The sequence below is a fragment of the Streptomyces sirii genome (assembly GCF_045690365.1).
GTDB lineage: Bacteria > Actinomycetota > Actinomycetes > Streptomycetales > Streptomycetaceae > Streptomyces > Streptomyces sirii.
This window is the reverse complement of sequence record NZ_CP147982.1, coordinates 5934418-5946704: the sequence shown is the minus strand read 5'-3', so window position 1 is coordinate 5946704 and position 12287 is coordinate 5934418. Positions and strand designations below refer to the sequence as shown.

Annotated in this window: 14 protein-coding genes; 6 read left to right on the top strand and 8 right to left on the bottom strand. The window is 73.3% G+C overall.

Features of this window, described 5'->3' with window-relative positions; all coding sequences use genetic code 11:
* The first annotated feature begins 57 nt into the window (after positions 1–57).
* Positions 58–858 carry an enoyl-CoA hydratase/isomerase family protein gene (locus WAB15_RS26905; RefSeq protein WP_399149687.1) on the top strand — a complete coding sequence of 267 codons (801 nt, stop codon included), beginning with the start codon at positions 58–60 and terminating at the stop codon, positions 856–858.
* 52 nt (positions 859–910) lie between these two features.
* Here WAB15_RS26905 and WAB15_RS26900 read toward each other — a convergent pair whose 3' ends face one another.
* Both WAB15_RS26900 and WAB15_RS26895 read right to left on the bottom strand, forming a co-directional pair.
* Positions 911–1516 (bottom strand): DNA-3-methyladenine glycosylase I, encoded by a 606-nt coding sequence (locus WAB15_RS26900; RefSeq protein WP_399149688.1) that lies wholly within the window; start codon positions 1514–1516, stop codon positions 911–913.
* Positions 1513–1953 carry a DivIVA domain-containing protein gene (locus WAB15_RS26895; protein WP_399149689.1) on the bottom strand — a complete coding sequence of 147 codons (441 nt, stop codon included), beginning with the start codon at positions 1951–1953 and terminating at the stop codon, positions 1513–1515. The genes WAB15_RS26900 and WAB15_RS26895 overlap by 4 nt, the downstream gene beginning before the upstream one ends.
* 92 nt (positions 1954–2045) lie before the next feature.
* On the opposite strand from WAB15_RS26895, the gene folP reads away from it, so the two are divergent.
* Positions 2046–2906 (top strand): dihydropteroate synthase, encoded by an 861-nt coding sequence (folP, locus tag WAB15_RS26890; RefSeq protein WP_407287828.1) that lies wholly within the window; start codon positions 2046–2048, stop codon positions 2904–2906.
* Positions 2907–2958: 52 nt separating this feature from the next.
* Here folP and WAB15_RS26885 read toward each other — a convergent pair whose 3' ends face one another.
* Entirely contained in the window at positions 2959–3708 is a 750-nt protein-coding gene (locus tag WAB15_RS26885) for a TIGR00730 family Rossman fold protein (protein WP_407287827.1), read from the bottom strand.
* Positions 3709–3832: 124 nt separating this feature from the next.
* Positions 3833–4933, bottom strand: coding sequence for a succinyl-diaminopimelate desuccinylase (dapE, locus tag WAB15_RS26880; RefSeq protein ID WP_407287826.1), 1101 nt, complete (start codon positions 4931–4933; stop codon positions 3833–3835).
* Between the two features lie 39 nt (positions 4934–4972).
* On the opposite strand from dapE, the gene WAB15_RS26875 reads away from it, so the two are divergent.
* Both WAB15_RS26875 and WAB15_RS26870 read left to right on the top strand, forming a co-directional pair.
* Positions 4973–5902: a heavy metal transporter gene (locus WAB15_RS26875; protein WP_399149693.1), complete on the top strand. Its 930-nt coding sequence runs from the start codon at positions 4973–4975 to the stop codon at positions 5900–5902.
* Between the two features lie 311 nt (positions 5903–6213).
* Positions 6214–6648: an ATP-binding protein gene (locus WAB15_RS26870; RefSeq protein WP_399149694.1), complete on the top strand. Its 435-nt coding sequence runs from the start codon at positions 6214–6216 to the stop codon at positions 6646–6648.
* An 89-nt stretch (positions 6649–6737) separates the two neighbouring features.
* Here the strand turns inward: WAB15_RS26870 and dapC are convergent, their stop codons facing one another.
* Together dapC and fdxA are read right to left on the bottom strand one after the other, a co-directional pair.
* A complete protein-coding gene (dapC, locus tag WAB15_RS26865) occupies positions 6738–7871 on the bottom strand; it encodes a succinyldiaminopimelate transaminase (protein ID WP_407287825.1) in 1134 nt (377 codons plus the stop codon).
* 196 nt (positions 7872–8067) lie between these two features.
* Positions 8068–8388, bottom strand: coding sequence for a ferredoxin (gene fdxA, locus WAB15_RS26860; protein WP_187811607.1), 321 nt, complete (start codon positions 8386–8388; stop codon positions 8068–8070).
* A 141-nt stretch (positions 8389–8529) separates the two neighbouring features.
* On the opposite strand from fdxA, the gene WAB15_RS26855 reads away from it, so the two are divergent.
* Both WAB15_RS26855 and WAB15_RS26850 read left to right on the top strand, forming a co-directional pair.
* Positions 8530–9549, top strand: a complete 1020-nt coding sequence (locus WAB15_RS26855) for a GNAT family N-acetyltransferase (RefSeq protein ID WP_407287824.1) — start codon at positions 8530–8532, stop codon at positions 9547–9549.
* A 15-nt stretch (positions 9550–9564) separates the two neighbouring features.
* Positions 9565–10422: a tetratricopeptide repeat protein gene (locus tag WAB15_RS26850; protein ID WP_399149697.1), complete on the top strand. Its 858-nt coding sequence runs from the start codon at positions 9565–9567 to the stop codon at positions 10420–10422.
* Here WAB15_RS26850 and WAB15_RS26845 read toward each other — a convergent pair.
* Positions 10415–11584, bottom strand: a complete 1170-nt coding sequence (locus WAB15_RS26845; protein WP_407287823.1) for a PP2C family protein-serine/threonine phosphatase — start codon at positions 11582–11584, stop codon at positions 10415–10417. The genes WAB15_RS26850 and WAB15_RS26845 overlap by 8 nt on opposite strands.
* Positions 11585–11676: 92 nt before the next feature.
* Entirely contained in the window at positions 11677–12282 is a 606-nt protein-coding gene (locus WAB15_RS26840; RefSeq protein ID WP_399149699.1) for a response regulator, read from the bottom strand.
* Positions 12283–12287: the final 5 nt, after the last annotated feature.

The window sequence follows — 12287 nt, the reverse complement described above, 5'->3', positions numbered from 1 at the left end:
TGAGCGCTGACTGCCGCTGCCGAGCAGTCCGAGCCGCGACGGAGGGGACTCCCAACTATGGCCGACACCGTGCTCTACGACGTGACCGACGGACTCGCGACGATCACGCTCAACCGCCCCGACGCGATGAACGCGCTGAACATCGAGGCGAAGGTCCTGCTGCGGGACACCGTGCAGGAGGCCGCCGCCGACCCCGCCGTACGGGCCGTGCTGCTCACCGCCACCGGGCGGGCCTTCTGCGTCGGCCAGGACCTCAAGGAGCACATCGGCCTGCTGATGCAGGACCACGCCGACGGTACCGGCGGCACCATGAACACCGTGCGTGAGCACTACAACCCGATCGTGACGGCGCTGACCGAGATGCCCAAGCCCGTGGTCGCGGGCGTCAACGGGGTCGCCGCGGGCGCCGGCGCGGGCTTCGCGCTGGCCGCCGACTACCGCGTCGTCGCCGACTCCGCGTCCTTCAACACCTCCTTCGCCGGCGTCGCGCTGACCGCCGACTCCGGGATGTCCTGGACGCTGCCCCGGCTGATCGGCCATGGCAGGGCCGCCGATCTGCTGCTCTTCCCGCGCAGCATCAGCGCCCAGGAGGCGCACGAACTGGGCATCGCCAACAAGGTCGTACCGGCCGACGAGCTGGCGCAGGAGGCCGCGGCCGTCGCCCGCCGGCTGGCCCAGGGGCCGACCGCCGCCTACGCCGCGCTCAAGGAGTCGCTGGCGTACGGCGCCGGGCACTCGCTCGCCGAGACCCTCGGCAAGGAGGACGAACTCCAGGTCCGGGCCGGCGCGTCGGAGGACCACCGGATCGCGGTCGAGGCGTTTGTGAAGAAGGAGAAGCCGGTCTACCTGGGCCGCTGAGCCCGGCGGCCGATCCGGCCGGCTGACGCGGGTCGGCCGGCCGGCCCCGGGGTCAGCCGGCCGCCGCCTCCACGGCCCGGCGCACATGGCAGGCCGCCAGATGGTCGTTGACCAGGCCGCACGCCTGCATCATCGCGTAGGCGGTGGTCGGTCCGACGAAGCGGAAGCCGCGCTTCTTGAGCTCCTTGGCGAGCGCCTTCGACTCCGGGGTCACCGGCTCGACGTCCGCGAGGGTGCGTGGCACGGGCCGGCCGGCCCGGTCGGGGGCGTAGGACCAGATCAGCTCGTCCAGTTCGCCGCCGGACAGCTCGGCGGCGACCTGGGCGTTGTTGATCGTCGCGGCGATCTTGGCGCGGTTGCGGATGATGCCGGGGTCGGCGAGCAGCCGCTCGGCGTCCGCTTCGGTGAACCGCGCCACCTCGGCGATCCGGAAGCCGGCGAACGCGGCGCGGAAGCCGGGGCGGCGGCGCAGGATCGTGATCCAGGAGAGCCCGGACTGGAAGGCCTCCAGGGTCATCCGCTCGAAGAGCGCGTCATCGCCGTGGACCGGCAGGCCCCACTCCGTGTCGTGGTACGCGCGGTAGTCGGCCATCTTCTCCGACGCCATGCCCCAGGGGCAGCGCGCCAGGCCGTCCGGTTCGGTCACCACACCGCTCATGCCTGCTCCTCGCCTTCCGTACGCCAGGGCGCCTCGGGGGCGCCGGCGGTCTCCGGGCCGCCGGCCCCGGGCCGCGACTGCGGACCCGTCCCACCCGGCTGCCCGGCGTCCTCGATGAGCCCCGGGGCGCCCATCGCCGCCGCATGTGCGCCGGCCAGGGCCGCCTCCAGCTCGGCGATCCGGGCGTCGCGCTCGGCCAGCTCGGCGCCCAGACGGTCCAGGACGTCGTCGACGTCGTTCATCCGATAGCCGCGGACGGTCACCGCGATCCGCACGGCGTCCACATCGGCGCGGCCGACCGGGCGGTCCGCGGGCAGCGGGTCGTACAGCCGGTCCGGCTCGGAATCCCGCAGCCCACCGCCGTCACCGCCGCCGACGACCACGAGCGTGACCGCGGCCACCACCACGACCATCGCGATCAGCAAGAACCAGAACACGACCAACTCCCCGGACTATGTGCCTGCCTCGATCGTGCCATGCGGGTCCGACAGTTAGGGTCGCTCCCGGACCACGGAGAGGAAGTCAGGGAATGCTGCGGCTGGGGAAACGCGAGTTCGAGGCGCATGAGCCGGTGATCATGGCCATCGTCAACAGGACCCCGGACTCGTTCTACGACCAGGGCGCCACCTTCCATGACGAGCCGGCGCTCGCCCGCGTGGAGCAGGCGGTGGCCGACGGCGCCGCGATCATCGACATCGGCGGCGTCAAGGCCGGCCCCGGCGAGGACGTCGACGCCGAGGAGGAGGCCCGCCGCACGGTCGGCTTCGTCGCCGAGGTCCGCAGGCGCTTCCCCGACGTGGTGATCAGCGTGGACACCTGGCGGCACGAGGTCGGCGAGGCGGTCTGCGAGGCCGGCGCGGACCTGCTCAACGACGCCTGGGGCGGCGTCGATCCGCGGCTCGCCGAGGTCGCGGCGCGGTACGACGTCGGCCTGGTGTGCACCCACGCCGGCGGCGTCGAGCCGCGCACCCGCCCGCATCGGGTGACGTACGACGACGTGATGGCGGACATCCTGCGGGTGACGCTCGGACTGGCGGAGCGGGCCGCGGAGTTGGGCGTCCGGCGCGACGCGATCCTGATCGATCCGGGGCACGACTTCGGCAAGAACACCCGGCACAGCCTGGAGGCGACCCGGCGGCTGGGCGAGATGGCCGACACCGGCTGGCCGGTGCTGGTCTCGCTGTCCAACAAGGACTTCGTCGGCGAGACGCTCGACAAGCCGGTCAAGGAGCGGGTGCTGGGCACGCTGGCGACCACCGCCGTGTCGGCCTGGCTGGGCGCCCAGGTCTACCGCGTCCACGAGGTCGCCGAGACCCGGCAGGTGCTGGAGATGGTGGCCTCCATCGCCGGCCACCGGCCCCCGGCGGTCGCCCGCCGGGGACTGGCCTGAGCCGCCGGCACCGGCCCCGGGCCGCCTGGGGCGGCTCAGGGCCACCGGGCCCTCAGATCCCGACCTCCTTGGTCACCAGCGCGATCGCCTCGTCCACGTCGTCGCTGAGGTGGAACAGCTCCAGATCGTGCATCGAGGCCTTGCCCTCGGCGATGACGGTGTCGCGCAGCCAGTCGATCAGGCCGCTCCAGTAGGCCGTGCCGAACAGCACGATCGGGAAGCGGGTGACCTTGCGGGTCTGGACGAGGGTGAGCGCCTCGAAGAGCTCGTCGAGCGTGCCGAGGCCCCCGGGGAGCACCACGAACCCCCGGGCGTACTTCACAAAACACGTCTTGCGGACGAAGAAGTACCGGAAGTCGACGCCGAGGTTCACATAGTCGTTCATGCCCTGCTCGAAGGGCAGCTCGATGCCCAGCCCGACCGAGATCCCGCCCGCCTCGTTGGCGCCCTTGTTGGCGGCCTCCATGGCGCCGGGGCCGCCACCGGTGATCACCGCGAACCCGGCGTCGACCAGTGCACGCCCGATCCGCACACCGGCGTCGTACTCCTTGGAGTCGCGCGGCGTACGGGCCGAGCCGAAGACGCTGACGGCCGGCCCCAGCTCGGCCAGCGCACCGAAGCCCTCGACGAACTCGGACTGGATGCGCATCACGCGCCAGGGATCGGTGTGCACCCACTCGGAGGGGCCTTCGGAGTCCAGCAGCCGCTGGTCCGTGGTGCCCGCCTGCACCTGGTCGTGACGGCGCAGAACGGGACCCAGCCGCTGCTCCTCGGGGACCGGCGCTCCCTCGGGATTGGCCATGACGTACTCCCTCCGCAGACAGATCGTTTGCCGTTTCAGCCTAGATCCGCCGACGTGCACAGCAAGGGAATTCGGCTCGTACGAAGTCGGTCGGCGGCCGGTCCCCGGGGCGCCGGGCGGGCGATCAGGCCGTCAGCCAGGTGCGCAGCCGCTCCTCGCAGTGCAGGATGCGCTCGACCTCGACCCGCTCGTCCTTCTTGTGCGCGAGCAGGGGGGCACCGGGACCGTAGTTGACGGCCGGGACGCCCAGGGCGCTGAAACGGGACACATCGGTCCAGCCGAACTTGGGCATCGCCCGGCCGCCGACGGACTCCATGAACGCCTTGGCGGCCGGGTGGGAGAGCCCCGGCAGCGCGCCCGGCGAGTGGTCGTCGACGAGGAACTCGTCCACCGGGCAGTCCGCGAAGACCTCGCGGACGTGCGCGATCGCCTCGTCGGGGGTGCGGTCGGGCGCGTAGCGGAAGTTGACGGTGACCGTGCAGGCGTCGGGGATGACGTTGTTGGCCACGCCGGCCTCGACGCGTACGGCGTTGAGGCCCTCGCGGTATTCGAGGCCGTCGATCACGGGGCGGCGCGGCTCGTACGCGGCGAGCTTCGCCAGGATCGGGGCGGCCGCGTGGATCGCGTTGGCGCCCATCCAGCTGCGGGCGGAGTGCGCGCGCTCCCCGGTGGTGCGCAGCAGGACCCGTAGGGTGCCCTGGCAGCCGCCCTCCACCTGGCCGTCGGACGGCTCCAGGAGGACGGCGAAGTCCCCGGCGAGCCAGTCGGGGTGCGCCTCGGCGACCTTGCCGAGGCCGTTGAGGTGCGCGGCGACCTCTTCGTTGTCGTAGAAGACGAAGGTCAGGTCGCGGTTGGGCGCGGGGACCGTGGCGGCCATCCGCAGCTGGACGGCGACGCCGGACTTCATGTCGCAGGTGCCGCAGCCCCACAGGACGCCGTCCGCGTCGAGCCGGGAAGGGACATTAGGGGGGTTGTCCGCGATCGGGACGGTGTCGAGGTGTCCGGCGAGCACCACCCGCTCGGCGCGGCCCAGCTGCGTACGGGCCACGACGTTGTTGCCGTAGCGGTCGACGGTCAGATGCGGCAGTGCGCGCAGGGCGTTCTCGACGGCGTCGGCCAGGTCCGCTTCCTCGCCGCTGACGGAGGGGAAGTCGACGAGCTGCGCGGTGAGCTGCGCGGCGTCCAGCGACAGGTCGAGGGCGGGGTGGTGTGTGGAGCGCTCCATGGGCCGACCCTATCCGCAGCACTCCAGTACGGTGGGCTCGTGTCCGCCCAGCCCGCAGCCCCCCAGCGCCGCAAGCGCCTCTGGCGTACCGCCGCCGCCTTCGCCGTCCTGCTCGGACTGGCCTGCTACCTGGTGGTGCAGTACGTGACCGGCGGACCGGGCGCGCCGCGCTGCACGGTGCGCGCCCAGGGCGACGAGAAGGACTACGAGCTCTCCCCCGAGCAGGCCGCCAACGCCGCGACCATCTCGGCGGTGGCGTCCTCGCGCGGGCTGCCGGAGCGGGCGGTGACCATCGCGCTGGCGACCGCGATGCAGGAGTCGGGGCTGCGCAACATCGACTTCGGCGACCGGGACTCGGTCGGGCTCTTCCAGCAGCGGCCGTCCCAGGACTGGGGCACCGTGAAGCAGATCATGGACCCGGTGTACTCGGCCGGGGAGTTCTACCGGCATCTGGCGAAGGTCCCCGGCTACTCCCGGCTGCCGCTGACCGTCGCCGCGCAGAAGGTGCAGCGCAGCGGCTATCCGCAGGCGTACGCGAAGCACGAGGCGAACGCCGCACGGCTGACCGGGGCGCTGACCGGCCGCGACGGGGGTGCGATGACCTGCACCGAGAGCCGGCCGGTGGACAGCAAGGCGGGCGGCGCCGCCAAGGTGCGCGAGAAGCTGGTGCGGGAGTTCGGGCCCGAGGTGCTGCCGCGGACGGAGAGCGCGGCCGGGCGCGGTGCGGGCGGCGAGCGCGGCCTGACGGTGCCGGTGCGGCCGGTCGGACCGGTGGCGGCGGGCGACGCCTCGCGACGCGGCTGGGAGCTGGCCGTGTGGGCGATGGCGCACTCCGCGGAGCTGCGCATCGAACAGATCTCTTATGCCGGCCGGACGTGGTCGGCGGCCGATTCGGACAAGGGCTGGCAGCACAAGCCGGCCGGTTCGACCAAGAACGAGCGCGACGTTCGTATTATCACCGCGCAATAGTCCGCCGGGGCGCCCTTGAGTGCGCCGCCGATCGGACGGCGGTAATTCCCCTCGCGGTAAGGGGAATTGAGATCACAAAGGCCCGCGCTGCCGCCAATTCCCTTGCGGCATAAGGGCGGTGGCGTTTCCGCCCCTCGCGCCGCGCACGCATATCGCCCGCCTTCCGTCGCGGCCGAATATGTGTCGCGTTACCAATTCTTTACCTTAATTCACCGCAACCTTCGGGGGTCTGAAGCGGTAGTCAGTGCGTCCGCCCGGCGGACATGGCACATCTGTCAGAAGTACGAGTCCTTCTCCGTAAAAGGAGCACCATGTCCCTCCCCGTTACGCGTCGGATCGCCCGAGCCGCCCTGCTCGTCGCAGCAGGTGCCGCTCCCGTGGTCGGTGCGGCCGGCTCCGCCAGCGCCGCGGCACTGCCCGACAAGGCGCCCGACCTGGGCGGGCTGACCGCGCCCCTGGACTCCCGCAACACCAACAAGGCGCTCGACCACGCCGCGCACGACGGCGCCGGCGTGCTGAACGCGACCGGCAAGAAGGCGGTGACCAAGCTCGCCCCGGCGCTCGTCGAGACCGCGGCCCCCGCCGTCAAGAAGGTCCTGCCGGTCACCCAGGGTGCCGCGCAGCAGGCCGAGGGCACGGCCCGCCCGTTCACCAAGGACGGCATCACGACCAACAAGCTGCCGGTCGACGCGGCCATGGGCCTCGCCGGCCAGGCCCTGCTCGGCGGACTCCCGCTCGGCGGCTGACCGCCCCACCGGCGTACGCGTGCGCGGGGGCCCGGGGAGTTCGCTCTCCCCGGGCCCCCGCGCATGTGTGTGCCGTCCTACTCCGCCGGCTACTCCGCCAGGCGGCGCACCGCGGCGTCGACCCGCTCGTCGGTGGCGGTGAAGGCGATCCGTACGAACCGCTCCCCCGCCGGGCCGTAGAACTCGCCGGGGGCGACGAGGATGCCGCGCTTGGCGAGCTCGCCGACGGTGTCCCAGCAGGGCTCGTCGCGGGTCGCCCACAGGTAGAGCGACGCCTCGCTGTGCTCGATGCGGAAGCCCGCGGCCTCGAAGGCGCCGCGCAGCGCGGCGCGGCGGCGGGCGTAGCGCGCACGCTGCTCGGCGACATGGGCGGTGTCCCCGAGCGCGGCGACGGTGGCGGCCTGGACGGGCGCCGCGATCATCATGCCGCCGTGCTTGCGGATCTGCAGCAGGTCGCCGAGGACCGCGGCGTCGCCGACGAGGAAGGCGGAGCGGTAGCCGGCGAGGTTGGAGCGCTTGGACAGGGAGTGGACGGCGACGATGCCGTCCGGCGAGCCGCCGCAGACGTCCGGGTGGAGCACGGAGACCGGGTCGGCCTCCCAGCCCAGTTCGAGGTAGCACTCGTCGCTGAAGAGCAGCACCCCGTGCTCGCGCGCCCAGGCGACCGTGCGGCGCAGCTCGTCGGCGCTCAGCACCCGGCCGGTGGGGTTGGACGGCGAGTTCAGCCAGAGCAGCCGCAGGCCCTCGGGGTCCAGGTCCCAGGGGGCGTCGTAGACGACCGGCTCGGCGCCGGCCAGGCGGGCGCCGACCTCGTACGTCGGGTAGGCCAGGCGCGGGTAGCCGACCTTGTCGCCGGCGCCCAGGCCCAGCTGGGTCGGCAGCCAGGCCACCAGTTCCTTGGAGCCGACGATCGGCAGCACGTTGGCGTGCGCCAGTCCCCGGGCGCCCAGGCGGTCGGCGGCCCAGCCGGTGAGCGCGTCGCGCAGCTCGGCCGTCCCCCACACCGTCGGGTAGCCGGGGCTGTCGGCCGCCGCGGTCAGCGCCTGCTGGACCACGGCGGGGACCGGGTCGACCGGGGTGCCGACGGACAGGTCGACGATCCCGTCGGCGTGCGCGGCGGCGGTGGTCTTGTACGGCTCCAGCCGGTCCCACGGGAAGACGGGAAGCCGGTCGCGGAGCGACTCCCGGGAGGATTCGGGCTGGGGGGTGGAGGCTGCGCCCACGGTGCTCTCTTTCTCGGTGGTGCCGGGACCCTCGGCGCATACGCCTCGGTCCCGTACGGCGGAAGGCCGTACGGGACCGAGGCGGGTCGAAGCCGTACGGCCGGGGCCGTACGGGTCCGGGGCGGCGCCGTGCGACCGCTGACGACGTCGGAGGCCGGAAGGGAGCGGCACGGCTCCCTCCTGGGCCCTCCGGTCGTTACTGGTTCTGCGGCGGCAGCCCCGCGATGAAGGGGTGGTCGCGCTCGATCAGACCGAGCTTGCTGGCGCCACCGGGCGAGCCGAGCTCGTCGAAGAACTCCACATTCGCCTTGTAGTAGTCCTTCCACTCCTCCGGGGTGTCGTCCTCGTAGAAGATCGCCTCGACCGGGCAGACCGGCTCACAGGCACCACAGTCGACGCATTCGTCCGGGTGGATGTACAAGGACCGGGAGCCCTCGTAGATGCAGTCGACCGGGCACTCCTCGATGCACGCCTTGTCCTTGACGTCGACACAAGGCTGCGCGATGACGTAGGTCACGCTGTCGTTCCTCCTCGGTAGGGCCGGCGGGACCGATTGGCGGTACCGCCGCTGGGCGCGCGGGAGCGCGGCGTCGTCGATGCCCACCACCTAGTATCTCCGTTCCCGGGCACGAGACGAACAAGAGGGGCGGTTTGAGCGATGGAATTCCTGGCCGGCGGTCGCGCGGAGGTCCGTATCACCCGTGCTGACGTGGGCAAAAGGGTATCCGTCCGGCGCCGGACGGGGGGAGGGCCCGGGGAGGCGGCGTTCACGGACGCGGTCGGCGTTCTCACATCGTGGGACCAGGGTGTGCTGAGCATCACACGGCGCAGCGGCGAGTGTGTGCGGATCGAGGAATCCTCACTGGTCGCGGCCAAGGTCGTGCCCGCCGCACCGGCCCGCAGAAAGGTGCCCTCGGCCGGCGCCCGGGAGCTCCAGCAGGTCGCGGCCCGCGGCTGGCCGGCTGTCGAGACCGAACGTCTCGGGGAGTGGACGCTGCGCGCCTCCGGCGGCTTCACCCGCCGGGCCAACTCCGTACTGCCCCTCGGGGACCCCGGCGTCCCGCTGGACGAGGCCCTTCGGCGGATCGAGCGGTGGTACGGCGACCGCGGGCTGCCGGCGGTGATCACGGTGGCCACCGGGCGGGCGGACACCGACGACGAGCTGGCCGCGGAGCTGGCCGGGCGCGGCTGGCGCGACGAGGCGCACACCAGGGTCCTGATCTCGGCGCTGGCGCCGCTCGCGGACACCGCGGCCGACACCACCCGCGTCACGCTGTCGCGCGAGGCGGGCCCGGAGTGGCTGGCCCTGTACAACCGGACCGGCGACGGCGGCGATCCCACCGACGCGGCAAGGGCGGTGCTGACCGGCGGCCCCTCGGTGTGGTTCGCCACGGTGCGCGGCGCCGACGGCCAGACGGCGGCGATCGGCCGCCTGGTCGTCGACGGGCGCTGGGCGGGGTTCGCCGCGCTGGAGGTGGACTTGGACCTGCGGCGGCAGGGGCTGGCCACACTGGTGACGGCGGCGCTCGCCGAGCGGGCCCTGGACGAGGGGGCCTCCGCGGCGTATCTGCAGGTCGAGGCGGACAACGCGGGTGCCCTGGCGTGCTACCACCGGCTCGGCTTCAGCGACCACCACGGCTACCACTACCGGCGTGCCCTGCCGGGCGGCCGCGACTGACGGAGTATCGCTCGTATGCCCCAGGAACCCGAGCCGGAACAGGTCGCCCGTGCCGCGCGGCGGCGGCTGTTCGCCGAGGCCGCGCGCGCCGACGCGCCCGACCTGGCGCTGCTGTGCCTGCTGATCGGCGCCGAGGCCGACCCCGGGCTGGACGAGCGGGGCATCGACGACGTCCAGATCGAACTGGACCGCCTGGCCGGGCTGCTGCCGTACGCCCCGACCGGCGGGCCGGGCGCCTGGGCCCGCAACCTCGCCGAGCTGCTCGGCACCCGCTGCGGCTTCGGCGGCTCCCCGGCCGACTACCGGCGGCTGGAGTCCTCGCTGCTGCACGAGGTGGTGCGGCGCCGCCGGGGCCTGCCGATCCTGCTGTCGGTGGTGTGGATGGAGGTCGCCCGGCGGGCCGGCGCACCCGTGTACGGGGTGGCGCTGCCGGGGCACTTCGTCGTCGGCTTCGGCGACCCGTACGGGGCGCACGTACTGGCCGATCCGTTCGGGGGCGGGCGGCCGCTCACCGACGACGACGCGGCGCTGCTGGTCGCGGGGGCGACCGGGGGGCGGCTGACCGAGCAGATGATCGAGCCCGCCGGCACGCTGGACGTCGTGCTGCGGATGCTCAACAACATCCGAGCCTGGGCGCAGGCCCACCCGGAGCACAGCGCGGTGCAGCTGTGGGCGCTGGACCTGTCGCTGCTGCTGCCGAGCCATCCGGCGCGGCTGCGCCATGAGCGGGCCCGGCTGCTCGTCCAGCGGGGCGAGTTCCTCGCCGGGGCGGCCGAGCTGGAGGAGTACGCGCGGGTGGTGGAGGCCGTCGAGCCGACCGGTGCGGACGCGATCCGCCGCGAGGCCGCCGCGGCCCGCGCCATGCTCAACTGAGCGGCGGCGCCACGCCCGGCGTCAGCTGGGGAAGCTCCGTGCCGGAGGCCCCGGCCGCGAGTCCCGTAAGCGGGGTACGGCGCCGGACGACCAGTACGGTCGCATCGTCCAGCAGCTGGCCGCCGGTGAAGGACTCCAGGTCGGCGCGGAGGGTGCGGGCCAGCTCGGCCGGTTCCAGACCGGTCCAGCCGGCCAGGCGCTGGGCCAGCGGGTAGAACTCGCCGTCCTCGCCGCGTGCCTCGGTGACGCCGTCCGTGCACAGCACGATCCAGTCGTCCGGCTCCGGCAGGACCCGTACGGCGCGGCGCGGTTCGGCGCTGAGCGGGCCCAGGCCCAGCGGCAGCCCGCCCTCGCCGTCCCGGCGCTCGTGCACCGTGCCGTCGCGCACCAGGTAGTACGGGATGTGCCCGCAGGACAGCACCTGGCCCCGGGGCCGGGTGGCGGTGTCGCGCATCTCCATCAGCAGCGCCGTGACGAAGCGCTCGTCGGTGCCCTGCTCGACGGAGCGGGCGTGGTAACGGGTCAGCGCACTCTCCATGCGCTCGGCCACCGACTCCAGGGAGTCCTGGTACTGCGCGGCCTCCCGGAACGACGCCAGCACCTCCAGACCGGCGCCGATCGCCGGCATGCCCTTGCCCTGTACGTCGCCGATCATCAGCCGCAGCCCGTGGGGCGTGTCGATGGCCTCGTAGATGTCGCCGCCGACCCGGGCGCCCTCCTGGGCGGAGACATAGAAGCCGTACGCCTCGACCGGCCCGGCGCGCAGTGGGAGCTCGCGCAGCATCGCCCGCTGCACCGTGTCGGCCACCAGGCTCGTGCGGGCGTGCAGCGCCTCGCGCTGGATCCGGGTGCGGCACAGCACCAGGGAGAAGACCGCCACCAGGACCGCGCCGAAGATGCCCACGACCCGGCTGGCCGGGGCCCAGTCCGGCACCGTGAAGATGTCGACGTAGGTCAGGCACACCACGAAGACGGCGGCCACCAGGCGGGTGTGGCGGTAGGAGCAGCGCAGCGCCGCGTACAGCGGGGCGATGCCCATGAAGGCCGAGATGTGCAGCTCCGGGCCGGTCGTCGCGTCCAGGACGGTGACGACGAGGATCGCGAGGATCAGCAGCGCGGTGGCGCGGCGATCGCTCGTTGTGCCTCGGTTGGCGGCCGTCACACCTCCAGCCTGCGCGAAGCCACCCGGCACCGCACAGGGACGAAGGTCCCGCGCCCGGCGGGGCGACCGGCCGGGGCGGGGTGGGAGAGCCCCTAGAGCCAGCCCTTGTCGCGTGCCGTGCGGACCGCCTCGGCGCGGTTGCGGGCGCCGGTCTTCTGGATGGCGGTGGAGAGGTAGTTGCGGACCGTGCCCTGGGACAGATGCAGGGCGTGGGCGATCTCGGCGTTGGTGGAGCCGTCGGCGGCCGTGCGCAGCACCTGCCGTTCGCGCCCGGTCAGCGGGCTGGCGCCGTCGGCGAGCGCGGCCGCCGCCAGGGCCGGGTCGATGACCCGCTCACCGCGCAGCACGCGGCGTACCGCGTCCGCGAGCCGGGCCGCCGGGGCGTCCTTGACCAGGAAGGCGTCGGCGCCGGACTCCATGGCGCGCCGCAGATAGCCGGGGCGGCCGAAGGTGGTGAGGATGACGATCTTCACGTCGGGCAGCTCGGCGCGCAGCGCTGCCGCCGCGTCCAGCCCGCTGATGCCGGGCATCTCGATGTCCAGCAACGCCACATCGACGTCCTGCGCCCGCGCCGCCGGGAGCACCTCGTCCCCGCGGGCCGCCTGTGCGACGACCTCCAGGTCCTCCTCCAACGACAGCAGCGCGGCCAGCGCCTCCCGGACCATCGACTGGTCCTCGGCCAGCAGCACTCTGATCATGGCGG